Below are 14,557 nucleotides of genomic sequence, written 5' to 3'. Positions count from 1 at the left end.
ATAAGCGAATTTCAAAAAGTAATTTCGGTCTCTTTTTTGGAAGTTCTCAGAATTTCTGCTCGCGCTGACGAATAATTGCGGTCAAGACCTCGTTGTACGGAGTCGGTATCCCCAACTCCCTGCCAAGCTCGACCGCCATGCCGTTGATTGCATCGATTTCGCTTGCCCGTTTCGCGTGGTGATCCAGTAACATCGATGGCCTTGCGTCCGGCATTTTGTTGCCGAATTTCGCAACATACTCGAGCGGATCATCAAAGGTAAAGGCAATTTTTTTAGCCTGGCCGAGAGCAAAGACTTCGAGTGCGCAGCCCTGCGCAATCGCCCAGGTCGCGGAGTCCGCCATCAGCTCTCCCAGGGTATAATCGAACACGGTGCAGGGACCGCTGAAAGCGACATTGCAGATGTACTTGCCCCAGATGAGCTGGTCGATATCCTCGAAAGCTTTCGCATTGAAACCGGCTTCCTGCCAGACTCTGGTAATACGCTGCAACCGTTCCGTCATACCACCGTTCATTTCGCCGACACGAATCAGGTTCATCGCGTTGTGATGCACGTGGCCCGGACCCTTTATCGATGCACCGAAGCCGTCGGCGACGCCAAGCAGTACCCGGTCGGTGTCCATGTGCAGAGCGATCCGTTCGCCGGCACCGAGCCCGTTTTGAATCGTGACGACCATCGAATCCGCACCCATTAACGGCGCAATCATCTCCGCCGCGGGACCAACCCCGGAAGCCTTGGTCGCCAGCACGTAAAGCTCGCATTCGCCAACATCAGTAGCATTCGTCGTGGCCCTGATGCCCTGCACCACGCGATCGCCGCTGGCACCTTCCACGCGCAGGCCATCCTGGTTGATTGCATCGACGTGTTCCCGCCAGATATCGACTGCCCAGACTTCGTGCCCGGCCTCCGCCAGGAGTCCGGCATAAACCGAACCCATCGCTCCCACCCCGAAGATCGCTATTTTCACCCTGCCCCCATTTCTGTTCGCGGTAAACGAATATCGAATTTCTGTCGCAACTTCGTGTCCAGCTCCGCAGATAGATGTGTCGGGTAATGGGTCTGCAATATCTCGCGGGTACGCTGGCGCGCAACTTCGTGAATATCTTTAGATCCATCCGCTTCCCATTCTTCGATGCTGCGTCGATCGGCGATCTGCGGGTACACGAAATCGGACTGCATGCGCTGGAGCGTTTCCGCCTGCCCGAGAAAATGTCCCTCGCCGTGGGCTACTTCGTCGATCGCGGTCAGTGCGAGGGTCTCGTCGCTGACTTCGATGGCGGCCAGGGATTTCATGATGCTGCCGAGCATGTCGTTGTCGATGACGTAACTCTCCAGCGCGCAGCCCATCAAGCTCGCCTGCATGCCGCCGGCCTGGGTGATCAGGTTGGAACCGGCCTGCGCTGCGAGCGTTACTGTAAGGCTTTTTTCGTATCCGCTTTGCGCATCGGCGATCTTGCTATCGGTGGCGCCGGCGATGGTCGAGTTGGGCAGTCCGTAATAATTCGCCATCTGCGCGCTGGCCGCCATTGCGATCGCACCCTCGGGGCTGCCACCGCTCATCGCGCCGGTGCGCAGGTCGGTCAACATCGGGCGGGTGCCGAAGATTACTTTCGCCTCAGGGTTCAACAACCACGCGAAGATCATGCCGGAAACCGTTTCGGCGATGGTTTGTGCAATGGTGCCAGCCATGGTGACCGGACTCGACGCGCCCATCTGGCCGAAGGTATTGGAATGCAGCGGGATGCCGCAGCGCACTGCCTCGGCGGCAATTTCGCAGGACTCGGCATCGAAACGCAGCGGCGGCACCGGCAGGTTGCAGTTCATCGATAAAAACGGCCGCGCCAGGAAAGCTTCACGCGAGCCTGCAATCGTGTAACACATTTCGGCGATTTCCCCGACATTCGCAGCTTCGGATGCCGCTGCAAACACATGCTTGGCAGTGCCGGCGAGGCAGGCGTAAGCGGTATTGATATCGAGGCTACGCAGGTCGGGCATATCGCGCGCCACCAGCGAGCGGCTGAAAAAGTGGAGATGTTCGAGGCTGTCGACCAGGCGTGCGGCGGCGTAAAGGTCGCGCAGGTTCGATTCGCGGTATAGCTGGGTTTCGAGATCCAGGATCATCGGCGCGGCCCCGCCAGAACCGACATGCACGCGCGCCACTTTGAGTTGCATGTCGTACTCCGGATTTTGTCCACAGAGCGTGAAATCGCGAGACAGACCATTGAGCGCGTTTTCGATCAATTCCGGCGAAAAGTGCAGACGGCCTTCGGCATCGAGACTACCGCCCGCGCGGGTGACATGCTCGATGACGATTTCGGGGGCTTCGGCCATGCCAACGTCGGCAAGGATTGAACGCACCGCCTGGTCGATTTTAGGCAGATCGGACGGATTTAACGGCTGATAGCGCCCGCCAACAATACCACTTAAGTGCCGGGGTGCCGGGCTCGCACCGGCAGGACCGGAAGCGCGGCGGCGCCGTTTGCGTTTGGCACGGGCGCCCGTGTCATTGTCAGGCATTGATAAACTCAGGCTGCCTTTCTTCGTTGCATGCGTTTGCGCTCTTTCTGCGCCCGCAGCGAATCGCTGCTACCGTCATGCCAACTGCCGAACAGCCTGTCGAACGGCGTGGTCGTGTTACCGTAATTGAAGTTGAAATACTGGTGGTGCAACTGGTGGTACCAGTCGCCGGTGCTGATTTTGAATCCACCCCTGAGCTTGATGAAATCGAATCCGGAGTGCGACGGCGCCGGGCCGATACCCTGGAACAGGCCGGTTAAGACAATAACGACCGGGTGCACCGGCACGAACCACCACAACAAGAACACGCTGAAATAAATCGAATGTTCCAACGGGTGCATCGAGATCCCGGTCCACGGAATGGTATTAATGTTGCGGTGATGTAACTCGTGGACGACCTTGTACACCGGCTGGTAATGCATGAAACGGTGTACGAAATAAAAATGCAGCGTGCTCCAGAAGAACACCGCGATCAGCATAAGCCCCAGATAAGCGGGGTGATCGACAAACGCCGGGTTTGAAACGTAACCATTGGCGTAAATCCAGTAAGTCACGGCCTCGTAGGCGGTCCAGAAAGTCACGCCCGAAGCAATGCTCCAGAACATGTTGTCGCGAACCTGGTGGCCCCACAGAAATTTCGGATTACCGGTTGCGGGCCACTTGTCATCGAACTTGTATTCCTTGTGCTGGCCGCGATGCACGTAAAGCCACCAGTGCAGGCCGCCGACCACGAGTGTCAGCAGCGCCGCGTTACGCAGCCACAACAACGCGATCCAGCCGGGTTCGAACACGGCCATGGTCGCAAGCGGCGGCGTCAGGTAATACCAGGTGACAAACGCGAGGCCGATAAAAAAATAACCCCACGGAAACAGCAAATCGTAAAACAGGTAGCGCAACGCACCCAGCGGGCGCGGTGGCCAGGCGTACAGTTGAGGCGGGCCAATGGTTTTGTCCGGTTGATAGGTACCGGTTGCATTATAGGGATTCGAAGCCATTATCATCACCCATGGCAGTGTTAGTCCTGTGATTCTAGCGCTGTCTTCGATTGCCGGCAAAGTCTAAAATGCTTCATACCAGATGCCGTTCACAGAACAGCTTCCGATTGGGCTCGCGCATAAAGGCGCTTATAATCCGTGCATCTCAAATTACCGGTTGTCGCATGAATTTTAAAACCATCGAGTTATCCCAGCAGGGCCCGGTCGCGCTGCTTGGCCTGGATCGCCCCGACAAACTGAATGCGATCAACGCGGCCATGATCGAAGAAATCAACCGTGCACTCGATGAAATTGAAAGTAATGACTCGATTCTTGCAATTGTTGTCCATGGTAACGGACGTGCATTCTGTTCTGGTTTCGATCTGCAGGCAGGCGTCGCGGCTAATCGCAGCACCGAGGCCGAGTGGCGCGCGGCGATCGATGCCGATCTCGAATTGATCATGCGTTTCTGGCATAGCCCCAAACCGACGATTGCCGCAGTGCACGGTTACGCACTGGCCGGCGGCTTTGAAATTGCGCTCGCCTGCGATATGACCGTCTGTGATTCGACCAGCCTGTTCGGCGAACCTGAACTGCGTTTCGGTAGTAGCATCGTCGCGCTGTTGCTGCCCTGGTACGTCAACCCCAAACGCGCCAAGAAGATGCTGCTCACCGGGCAGGATCGAATGACGGCTGAAGAAGCATTGCAGCATGGCATCGTCAACGAAATCGTCGAAGTCGGCGAAGTGCTGAAGCGCGGTCTGGCACTCGCGCGCGAAGTCGCGCTGATGGATCCCGACTCGGTCAGAATGACCAAGCAGGCCATCAACCAGACTTATGAAATTATGGGTCTCGGTAAGTCGCTGCGCATGGGTGCCGATACCTCGGTCAAGATCGAAACACTCGAAACCGAGTTACGCAAACAATTCAACCAGATTCTGCGCAGCGAGGGCATGAAAGCGGCGCTGGCATGGCGCGAGGCAAGACTGAATCAAGATGACTAGGCACCACCTCGACCCGCTGTTGCAACCGGCCAGCATCGCGCTGGTCGGTGCCTCCGACAAGGATGGTAGCCCGGGCCAGGTGCTTGCAGCCATGGTGATTAATTCTGGATATACCGGAGCGGTCTACCCGGTCAATCCAAACTACCAGCAGATACTCGGCCAACCCTGTTACCCCTACCTCGAATCGCTACCGGAGACCGTCGATCATGTCGTGATCGCGCTCGGCAATCAGCACCTCGAAAGCGCACTCGAAGCGACTATCGAGCACGGCGCCAGGGCCGCTACCATTTATTCCAGTGGAATCCTGGAACAGGATTCAGAACCAAAACTGTTGGCCCGCCTGGCGGCAAAGGCCAACGCGGCCGAACTCGTGATCTGTGGCGTCAACGGCATGGGGTTTTATAACGTCAGCCAGGATCTGTATGCCGGCATCTTTCCCCGTGCCCCCGAAATCATCAAGGGCCAGATCAGCTATATCGCGCAATCCGGCTCGGCTTTCGCCACGCTGTGCCATAACGGTTGTCGACTGGGTTTCAATCTATGCCTGTCTGCCGGGACCGAGATTACCACTACCGTCGCCGATTACATGGACTGGAGTCTCGATCAACCCGATACCCGGGTCATCGGCTTGTTCCTGGAAACGGTGCGCGACCCGGCTGCATTTGTGGCAGCTCTCGAGAAGGCCAACCGCAAAGACGTGCCCGTGGTGGTCTTGAAAATAGGCAAATCCCCGTTGAGCGCGGCGATGGCGGTGACACATACCGGTGCGATCGCGGGTAACCACGCCGCGTTCGAGGCCCTTTTCAAGCGTTACGGGGTTATCGAAGTAAACGATTTCGATGAAATGGCGTCGATCCTGATGCTATTGCAATCAGGGCGGCAGGCTGTCGCAGGCGGCTTTGCCGCGGCCTTCGAATCCGGCGGTTTCCGCGAGTTGATAACCGACGAAGCCCACGAATTGGGACTCGATTTTGCATCCCTCGAAGACACCACGGTGGCAGCCTTGACGCAACATCTCGATCCCGGGCTGGTGGCAGAAAATCCGCTCGACGTCTGGGGTTCGCACGATCGCTTCGAAGCGCGATTCCTGGCCTGTATGAATTTACTGATGCAGGACCCCAATGTTGCCGCTGGTGCATTCATCAGTAATTTGCGCGATGGTTACTATCTGTCTGAAGCCATTTACCGGGTCGTCGAGGCCGCCAGCAAACAGACCGACAAGCCGATCGCGCTGGCTACCTGTTATGCGGATCTCGCTAATTCTGCCATTTGTCGTCGCGCGCATGCAGCGGGAATCCCGGTCATCGATGGTGCAAATGAAACCTTGCTGGCATTTAAGCACCTGTTTGATTATCACAGGTTTAAAAGAGATCGATTGCCGGCGGCGAAACCGACTAAATTTGATGCTGAACTTGTATCGAGCTGGCGGCATAAACTTGGTGCATGCCAATCAGGTTCAATGGGCGAATCCGAGGCACTCGCATTCCTGTCCGATCTTTCTGTACAGGTGGTTAACCATGTCCGGATCAGCTCTCGATCAGAGCTGCTTAGCGCGGCCGAATCGATCGGCTATCCACTGGTGCTAAAGACTGCGCAACCGGAAATAAACCATAAAAGCGACAGTGGCGGAGTGTTGGTAGACCTTCAAACCGAGCAGGATTTGCTCGCCTGTTACGATGATCTGCGCCATCGCCTCGGTTCAGAGGCACTGGTCTCAGAAATGATAGAAAAAGGCATCGAGATCGGCCTCGGCACAGTAACAGATGCGCAGTTCGGACCCATCATCATGGTTGCGGCCGGTGGCGTGCTGGTCGAACTGTTATCCGACCGGGCCGTTGCCATGTGTCCTGTCAGTTCGCCACAGGCCGACGAAATGATTGCCTCGCTGAAAGCAGATAAGCTGTTGCGGGGAATTCGCGGTAATAAGGTAGTCAACCGGCAGGCCCTTATCGATATTGTTGTCAGCCTCTCGAACATCGCTTTCGAGTTTCGTGACATCATTGCCGAAATCGATATCAATCCGGTGCTCGTCAACACGCAGGCTGCGCTGGCCGTGGATGCCCTGGTCGTGCTAAATAATAGCGACAGCCAGTATTAAGAATAATTCGGTTCGCGTAGCAGCTACTGTATCTCTAGATCGTCCCAAAATCGCTGTGGTACTATGATCCGATGAAACGGCAGCTCTCAGCCATTTTGTATGCAGATGTCGCTGGCTACAGCCGCCTCACGGCTCAGGACGAGGAAAAGACCCATCAACAACTCAATGCAGGATTAAATCTGCTCACCGAAAAGACCGCGGCTCACGACGGTAGCAAAGTCCACGAAGCGGGCGATGCCATTCTGGCTGAATTCTCGAGTGCAACAGACGCGGTCGACGCCGCGTTTGAATTTCAAAAGGCGATGGCCACTCGTGATCATGATCCTGGCGAAGGCGAACTGATCGAATTTAGAATTGGTGTAAATGTCGGGGAAGTAATCCGCGATCGCGACGACATCTACGGCGACGGCGTTAATATTGCTGCGAGAATTCAAGAGGTCGCGCCACCGGGTAGCCTGTGCGTTTCGGGTGCGGTGCTAGAGCAACTATCGGCCGGCTCTAGCTATAACTTCGACGATCTCGGCTACCGGAACTTTAAAAACATCGAGCGACCGATTCATGTCTACGAATTAAGGCTTTCCGATCTGTTCGATAATTACCCCATGAAGGACATTGATTCGCGGGTTCAGGGTCAACCGCTGTTTGACGACGGTATGGAAAAATCTTTGGTCGCGAAAAGACAATGTGCCTGTGGTTCGGTCAGCCTTGAAATAACCCAGCAGTCGTTGGGTGCGGGTTTCTGTCATTGCCGAATCTGTCGACAATGCACCGGGGCACCGGTGTTTGCCTGGGCAGCCTTCCCCGTTGAGGCAGTAAAGTTTACGCGTGACAAACCCAGGTACTACCGTTTGTCCTTGATCGCAGAAAAAGGATTCTGTGAAAAATTTGGGTCTTTCGTGATCTGGCAGGGTTTGAAACCCGAGCCTGCCAATTACTACGCAATCCCGTGCGCCATCCTGGACAATCCCGAGGACTATGCCCCGACCTGGCACGGTGGAATTGAAAGCCAGATACCATGGCTACAAATCCACGACGATCTTCCCAGAACGCGATGTGCAGAATCACCGCTTCTGAGAAAGGCATGGGTATCGATGGGTGCTGATGATCCTGAAGAATGGGTCTCGCTGGAATATGAGAAAGCGAAACAACTGGATGAAGATCTAAAATTGGACTGATTAAAAATTGTAGATTAATGGCAGAGATGTCCCCGTGACCATGTCTTTAAACTCGTGTCGATGCGACAATTACTGCGCCGGGCCGCCGGCACAATTCCGGCAAACGATCTTGGGGGATTTCAAATGCGTGCCTATGAAATAGTTTCAGACGGTGGTGTCGATGCGCTTGCACTGAACGACAGGCAATCGCCTGAGCCAGGCAAGGATGAGCTACTCGTTGCGGTTCGTGCGTCATCAATAAATTATCGCGATTTGTCGACCATTGAAGACCCGGTCGCGCGTGGCATTACCTATCCGCTGATCCCTAACTCGGATGGCGCTGGTGAGGTAATCAGCGTCGGCGCTGGTGTTACCCGGTTTAAAGCCGGGGACCGTGTCGCGGGATGCTTTTTCCAGAACTGGACGGACGGATGCATAACCGCTACAGCCATGGCAAGCGCAATGGGCGGTGCTATCGATGGCATCCTCGCCGAGGAAGCGGTATTGGGCGAGGCTGGTGCTGTGCATATTCCTGCCCATTTGTCTTACGAGGAAGCGGCAACGCTTCCCTGTGCAGGATTGACGGCCTGGAACTGCCTGGTTGAACAAGGTGGCCTGAAAGCGGGAGACACCGCCCTCTTTCTCGGCACTGGCGGCGCGTCAATTGCCGGCTTGCAGATTGCGAAGATGATGGGTGCGCGGGCGATCATCACCTCGTCCAGTGACGAAAAACTGGAGCGCGCCAGGGGGCTCGGCGCCGATGAGCTGATCAACTATCGTGAGATCCCAGATTGGGAAACCCGGGTGCTGGAGTTGACTGACGGAGGTGGTGTCGACGTAACTATTGAAACCGGCGGTGGCGGAACCCTCGAGAAGACGATCGAAGCTACCCGGATTGGCGGAACCATCAGTCTCATCGGGGTCCTGACGGGCGGCATGATCAATCCCACTTCCGTGATGCGAAAATCGATTCGTCTGCAAGGAGTCTATGTTGGCAACCGCAGAATGTTCGAAGACATGAACGCGGCGCTAACTGTCAACCAGGTACATCCCGTGATTGACCAGGTTTTCGAATTTGAAGACGCACGCGCCACTTATCACGCCATGCGTGCCGCAGGGCATTTCGGCAAGCTGGTCATCAAGTTGTAAAGTCTTTGCTTTGCCGTTCGAAGCCCGTTCCAAAATCGGAACCGTTTTTCATTACTTTGAAGGCCATCAGGCTATCGCAATAAGCCCCTATTTTACCAACTGGGGAATTTTATCTGCCATTTACTGTCCCAGGAGTGAGATATTCTGTGGAGACTACTAAATGGACAGACGACTATTTATCGCTGGTGGATTAACTTATGCAGCCGCAATCGCGACAAGTGGTGTTGTCATGGCAACCTCGGATTCTGCAACGATGAGCGGAGATTTCCCGGCTATTAACAAGACCACGGAAGAATGGCAAAAGCTATTGGAGGCACAGCAGTACAAGGTGTTATTCGAAGAAGCGACCGAACGTCCGTGGACCAGCGCGCTGAATGATGAAAAGCGAGAAGGCACCTATATCTGCGCCGCCTGCTACCTGCCCCTATTCCTGTCGGAGACCAAGTTTGACAGTGGCACGGGCTGGCCGAGTTTCTACCAGCCGATTGCCGGTAATACGGGCACCAAACGCGACTGGAAACTGCTATTTCCGCGGACCGAATACCATTGCGCCCGCTGTGGGGGCCACCAGGGGCACGTTTTCAACGATGGACCAGAGCCTACTGGAGAACGCTGGTGTAACAATGGCGTGGCCCTGATCTTTGTACCAGAGTCAGAATCCTTGCCGGCATTGCGGGTGTAAACTTTCCTGCCATCTGAAGCATCTGGTTCCCCAATTACCAACACTGGTATAGGCCCCAAGTCGGTTACGGGATCCCGATTCACGTCATTCTAGTGAAAACCTGCGTTGCGTGACTCATGCCGCGCGCATCTAGGTTGTAGGCGGATACTTACCCGAGCTGGTAGCACCGCGACCTAGAAAAACCCACCGAAGCTCTCGTTTGTCGCTCCTGTCGCCAAGGGGATTTCGCCGCCGGTGCCGTCGGCGTTGATGGCAATCAGATCGGTCTGTCCGCCAACATCACGTGAAAAAATAACCCGCCCATTTGCGGTAACCCCCATAAAGAGCTCGTTAGCTGCAGATGTGGCAAGGGAAATTTCGCCGCCGGTACCATCGGCATTGATGGCAATCAGATCGGTTTGCACACCTACGGTTCGGGTGATGATAACCCTTCCGTCGCTGCTGATACCTGCAAACTCCTCGTTATTTGGAGTATTGGCAAGCGTCGCTTCGCCGCCAATACCGTCGGCGGCGATGCTGAAAACATCGAATTGAAAGGTCGATATATCGAAACGATTGTAAATCGCGCGTCCGCTAGCGGTCGAACCGCCATAGAACAGAATATCACCGCTGGTGGTCAGCTGCGTTTCGCCGCCGACACCTGTCGCGTCGATACTGAACAGGTTCATCGTTATACCGTTGCTCCGAATAAAAACTACCCGCCCGCCGGTGGTGACATCAACCGGGATTTCATCGTCGGGGGTACTGACGAGCGACGATTCACCACCCAAACCATCGGCGCTGATGGTCAAAATATCGTTATCCGAAACACCCACGGTGCGAGCAAAGACTACCAGGCCACCAGTGGTCACGCCCGCGCTGACCTCGTCGATTGCAGCAGTAATGGCAAGCGGCACCACGCTGCCGGTGCCATCAGCGAAGTTGCTATAGATATCGAATTGAGTCCCGCCGTCGATGCGTTGAAAAATCATCCTGCCACCCGGCGCCAGCCTGTCGAACAGCTCGGCGTCCAAACTGTTTGCCAGGGATATTTCGCCGCCGGTGCCATCAGCTATGATGCTGAACAGGTCAGACTGTGTGTTCGGGACGGTCAGGGTCCGCATGAAAATGACGCGTCCATCGGCCGTCACGGCCACGGGTAATTCGTCGTTTACATCGGTCGAGAGCGTGCCCCCGCCAGTACCATCATCGTTGACCGTAAAGATATCGTTCTGTCCGCCAACGTCCCGCACATAGATAACCAGGTTACCGCTCACACCGGCGAAAACCTCATCACCAGGATCATTCGCCAGGGTCACCAGGCTGCCGCTACCGTCCTCGGCGATGGCAAACAGATCCAGCTGGCCAGCTACATCACGGGAAAAGGCGACCATTTGCACTGAAACGAATGGCGTCACCGTGACCGTGGCTTGCGCGGTACCGGTATTGAGCGCCACATCGGTTGCGCTGAAGGTTACCGTGGTAACGCCGACCGGTAGTGTCCCCGGGGCATTGTTGCTGATAATCGCAATCGCGCCATCGACGTTGTCGGTGGCGCTGGCGCCGTTGAGAAACGCGTCGATCGTCGGGTTGCTCGCCGCGATGCCGCCCGGGCCGGTCGCCGCCACCGTGAGGTTCGCCGGTGCTGTCACTACCGGCGGGGTCTGGTCGGATACCGTGACGGTCGCCTGTGCCTGCCCGGTATTGCTCGAACTGTCGGTCGCGCTGAAAGTGACCGTGGTAACGCCCAGCGCAAACTGTCCCGGCGCATCGTTGGTAGGTGCAATCACACCGTCTTCCGGATCGGTGGCGCTGGCGCCGGCGAGGAAGGCCACAATCGCCGGATCGGTTGCCGGCGTTCCGGTCGCATCGACTGCCGCCACCGTAATATTGCCCGGAGGCGTCACCACCGGTGTCCCGCCTGTCTGTACTGACACGCCACGGGTTACCTGGGCCGCCGCGTTGCCGACTGCGTCACTGACGTCGTAGGTCAGGGTATATAGCCCCACCACACCGGTATTAACGCTGCCGCCAGTAACAATCGCCGGCGTCAGATCGCCGTCGACATTGTCGTTCGCGGTCGCGCCCGGATCGGTGAATGGATCGCCGACGTTGAGTGTAATCGAGGCCGCTCCCAGCAGCGTGATCAACGGCGCGGTCTGGTCTACCACTGTCACTGCCGCCTGCGCGGTGTCGGTATTGCCGTCGCTATCGGTCGCGCTGAAGGTGACCGTGGTTACACCCAGCGGGAAAACTGCCGGGCCATCGTTGGTAATCGTAGCAATCGCACCGTCTTCCGTATCGAAAGCGCTAGCGCCGTTGAGGAAACCTGTAATAGTCGGATCGCTCGCCGCCGTGCCACTCGCATTGGTCGCCGCCACAGTGATATTGGCCGGTGCCGTTACGGTCGGGGCGATCAAGCTCGTGTCGACCTGCGCAATGTCGACGTCAGGCTCTCTGGTTGTGTTCTCGCAGGATGAGAGCACCAAGGCGAATACCAGCAACAGAACTAACTTGGTCAAGCCGATGCGTTGTCCAAAACGAGGGTGGATAGCCTGGGAGAGAGACATGCAACCGAGCGAGGAAATTCCTCTTCCAAACTTGTTCATAGCGAAATCCTTCGAAGGGCCAGGATTAACTAATAGTTTGGCTAACCTCGATGTCAAGGATTTGACAGCAGCAACAGACGGTGTCGGCTGTCACACCAGATACGATAAATTACTTTTAGTTATTTGCGTATGTTACTGATTATTTTGACTTACTAACCTTGCACAATTGTCACGCGTCGGTGTTTAGAGCATTTATTGCGTGCGCTCAGGACTAAAAAAACCGACAAACGGTAGGTGTCGAAAGAGGATGGCTTTTTTTATCGTCTTGAGCGCGCCGATCATGGACATTCGCCGACTCGAAGTTAACTCGGTAAACATCTTCGGTTAGTCGTTATAGCGGGCAGTGAAAAAGATATGGTTTGTTAATCCAATCACAGAATAGCGCACCAGCTTGCTGTATTTTGTATGGTTTCAACTTCCCACCAATAAGTAAAACAGGGAGGATATAACCATGGCTATCTACGCTGAAGACCGCACCTGTATCACGCAGTTTGAACTCGCTGAAATGTTCGAGAAAGATGACAGCGCAAGGAACTATAGATCAGCCTTCCAGTGGTACCTGCAATCGGCCAAGCAGGGTTATCGCAGGGCGCAACATCGATTGGGCAGCATGTATGCAAGGGGAACCGGTGTTACCCAGAATTACATCAAGGCTTATGCCTGGTGCAAGGTATCGGCGTCTCAACACTCTCGCCGTGCATTATTAAAGCTCAAGAAAATTGAACGACATATGTCTGCCAGGCAAATCACCACTGCGCGGAAATTATCAAGGCAATATTACGAAGCCTATATCGCCTCCGTGACGCACTGAATCCCGATTGGCGTAGTTACAGTCGGCCTCTCAGGTAAAGATTTTCTCTATGTTACGTCTTACAATGGCTGATTCTTTTATCGCTTCAATACATTCTTCCGGTGTAATTCCCAGCTTTTGTATTGCGGGAATAGCGCTGACCTGCGGCAGTGAATGATTTTGATCACTGTGCAGCATACCGTAGTAATTCGCGACCAGAACCAGGTCACACAGGTCGGCTGGACCCTCGTTGTCACGTGACCAGTTGCCGCACTCTTCCACCACCAGTATCAAGCTGTCATCGAGATCCCATTTTCGCAATAACAGGCTCGAAATTTCGGGGCGCATGACCTGAATCGCGTGGTCAATTTCCAGGTGATCCAGCATCAGTTCATGATGATGCAGGAGCCGGTCATCGACGACCAACACCCCGATACCGTGAATCAGGCCGGCCAACATTGCAAGATCAGGAGGAAAGGAGCGGGTCTGCTTCGCCAGAATCCTGCTGATCGCGGCCACGTTCAGGCTATGATCCCAAAACGAGCGAACGCGCTGCATTTGGTCAGCGGGCAGGCGTTTGACAAGCCGTCCAACCGCGTAAGTCATGATCAGGCAATACACCGGCAATATACCCAGGTGACTTATCGAGTAACGAATTTTTTCAGTTGCCCTGAGATCTGTATTCTTCGCACTTCGGGCGACATTATTAATTTTTCTGGCGACATCCGGATAAGATGAAAGTATGTGTATCATGTCCTCGAGATTGGTCGATTTACCTTTATAAATCTTTTGAATTCGGTCAGCCACCGATGGCAGCGAGGGTAAGCTGATGCTCTGGTCCATTAAATTACGGTAAAGATGGCTGACAATCGAATTGTCTTCTTCATCGTAATTGGTAAACAGTGAATGCACGCTGATGTCGTCTGCGATGCCTTCTGATAACTCTGCATAGTCAACAAGCGTTTGCCGGTCGATTTTCAGGTAGTCGACAGAGCCCAGGGCTTTCACATCGTATATACTGGGTCGTAATTGCGCGACAGGCTTTAATTCCTGGCTTTCGTCAACCTCGATGACCTTCACCTTTTTATCCCGCGCCATCAGGGACACTTTACCCCGGACAATATAGAGGCTGGTCTTTTCGGTTGAACCGTTCCAGAGCAGAAACTCCCCTTCCCTGGCCGAGAAAACCTTGAGCTGATTAGCCAGGGCGATCAAATGGCCCTCCGATAATTCGGAAATCGCCTTGATACGTCGAAGCGTGGAAATATTCGGGATCTTTATTTCAGTCAAATCCGTTAACCTGGTTATTTTCTACCGATAATATCATGGCCCCGGGCGGCATTTTCAACTCAACGATTTAATCTGTGGAAAATTTAGACCTGGGCCTCATTTCGAGTTCATTTGGATCCAGTCTGCCGGTCACCGGGAACTGCGCATCTATTGGTAAAACCTGGTCCAGAATTACCCAATCTAACGGGTGCAATAAAAAATCCTTCCTGTAATGCATGGAAACGCGGATAATAAACCTTGATTACGACAGGGACGAAATCATAAGGGCAGGAGCCCTATACAAATATACAAATATCCAATCGAGGAGTCGA

At 54.8% G+C, this 14,557-nt stretch carries 11 protein-coding genes; 6 read left to right on the top strand and 5 right to left on the bottom strand.

The features are described from left to right. Positions 1-46 precede the first annotated feature (46 nt). From OES20_09895 to OES20_09885, 3 genes are read right to left on the bottom strand one after another with little or no spacing between them, the layout of a single operon-like run. Entirely contained in the window at positions 47-967 is a 921-nt protein-coding gene (locus OES20_09895) for a 2-dehydropantoate 2-reductase (GenBank protein MDH3635005.1), read from the bottom strand. Beyond that, positions 964-2,517 carry a trimethylamine methyltransferase family protein gene (locus tag OES20_09890; GenBank protein MDH3635004.1) on the bottom strand — a complete coding sequence of 518 codons (1,554 nt, stop codon included), beginning with the start codon at positions 2,515-2,517 and terminating at the stop codon, positions 964-966. Before OES20_09890 ends, OES20_09895 begins: the two co-directional genes overlap by 4 nt. A gap of 8 nt (positions 2,518-2,525) precedes the next feature. Then, on the bottom strand, positions 2,526-3,512 hold the full coding sequence (locus tag OES20_09885) for a sterol desaturase family protein (GenBank protein ID MDH3635003.1): 987 nt from the start codon (positions 3,510-3,512) through the stop codon (positions 2,526-2,528). Between the two features lie 164 nt (positions 3,513-3,676). Here OES20_09885 and OES20_09880 point away from each other — a divergent pair, with 164 nt between their 5' ends. From OES20_09880 to msrB, 5 genes are all read left to right on the top strand, one after another. Continuing rightward, positions 3,677-4,495, top strand: coding sequence for an enoyl-CoA hydratase/isomerase family protein (locus OES20_09880; GenBank protein ID MDH3635002.1), 819 nt, complete (start codon positions 3,677-3,679; stop codon positions 4,493-4,495). Next, positions 4,488-6,593, top strand: coding sequence for an acetate--CoA ligase family protein (locus OES20_09875; GenBank protein MDH3635001.1), 2,106 nt, complete (start codon positions 4,488-4,490; stop codon positions 6,591-6,593). The genes OES20_09880 and OES20_09875 overlap by 8 nt, the downstream gene beginning before the upstream one ends. A 71-nt stretch (positions 6,594-6,664) precedes the next feature. Then, positions 6,665-7,768, top strand: coding sequence for a GFA family protein (locus OES20_09870; protein ID MDH3635000.1), 1,104 nt, complete (start codon positions 6,665-6,667; stop codon positions 7,766-7,768). Positions 7,769-7,891: 123 nt separating this feature from the next. After that, positions 7,892-8,896: an NAD(P)-dependent alcohol dehydrogenase gene (locus OES20_09865; GenBank protein ID MDH3634999.1), complete on the top strand. Its 1,005-nt coding sequence runs from the start codon at positions 7,892-7,894 to the stop codon at positions 8,894-8,896. A gap of 229 nt (positions 8,897-9,125) precedes the next feature. Further along, on the top strand, positions 9,126-9,578 hold the full coding sequence (msrB, locus tag OES20_09860; GenBank protein MDH3634998.1) for a peptide-methionine (R)-S-oxide reductase MsrB: 453 nt from the start codon (positions 9,126-9,128) through the stop codon (positions 9,576-9,578). A 173-nt stretch (positions 9,579-9,751) separates the two neighbouring features. On the opposite strand, the gene OES20_09855 is transcribed toward msrB, so the two are convergent. Further along, positions 9,752-12,166, bottom strand: coding sequence for a DUF5011 domain-containing protein (locus tag OES20_09855; GenBank protein ID MDH3634997.1), 2,415 nt, complete (start codon positions 12,164-12,166; stop codon positions 9,752-9,754). Positions 12,167-12,617: 451 nt separating this feature from the next. Here OES20_09855 and OES20_09850 point away from each other — a divergent pair, with 451 nt between their 5' ends. Then, the gene (locus OES20_09850; protein ID MDH3634996.1) at positions 12,618-12,977 is read left to right on the top strand and encodes a hypothetical protein; all 360 of its coding nucleotides are present in this window, start codon (positions 12,618-12,620) and stop codon (positions 12,975-12,977) included. Positions 12,978-13,007: 30 nt separating this feature from the next. Here OES20_09850 and OES20_09845 read toward each other — a convergent pair whose 3' ends face one another. After that, entirely contained in the window at positions 13,008-14,246 is a 1,239-nt protein-coding gene (locus OES20_09845) for an HDOD domain-containing protein (protein MDH3634995.1), read from the bottom strand. Between the last annotated feature and the right edge of the window lie 311 nt (positions 14,247-14,557).

The organism is Gammaproteobacteria bacterium (assembly GCA_029862005.1).
GTDB lineage: Bacteria > Pseudomonadota > Gammaproteobacteria.
This window is presented reverse-complemented; position numbering and strand designations above follow the sequence as displayed.

Bases quoted from the DNA above. Each gene is read 5' to 3' on its own strand.
- OES20_09850 (MDH3634996.1), top strand. From the start codon at position 12,618: ATGGCTATCTACGCTGAAGACCGCACCTGTATCACGCAGTTTGAACTC.
- OES20_09870 (MDH3635000.1), top strand. From the start codon at position 6,665: ATGAAACGGCAGCTCTCAGCCATTTTGTATGCAGATGTCGCTGGCTAC.
- msrB (MDH3634998.1), top strand. From the start codon at position 9,126: ATGGCAACCTCGGATTCTGCAACGATGAGCGGAGATTTCCCGGCTATT.
- OES20_09865 (MDH3634999.1), top strand. From the start codon at position 7,892: ATGCGTGCCTATGAAATAGTTTCAGACGGTGGTGTCGATGCGCTTGCA.
- OES20_09890 (MDH3635004.1), bottom strand. From the start codon at position 2,517: ATGCCTGACAATGACACGGGCGCCCGTGCCAAACGCAAACGGCGCCGC.
- OES20_09885 (MDH3635003.1), bottom strand. From the start codon at position 3,512: ATGGCTTCGAATCCCTATAATGCAACCGGTACCTATCAACCGGACAAA.
- OES20_09855 (MDH3634997.1), bottom strand. From the start codon at position 12,166: ATGAACAAGTTTGGAAGAGGAATTTCCTCGCTCGGTTGCATGTCTCTC.
- OES20_09880 (MDH3635002.1), top strand. From the start codon at position 3,677: ATGAATTTTAAAACCATCGAGTTATCCCAGCAGGGCCCGGTCGCGCTG.
- OES20_09875 (MDH3635001.1), top strand. From the start codon at position 4,488: ATGACTAGGCACCACCTCGACCCGCTGTTGCAACCGGCCAGCATCGCG.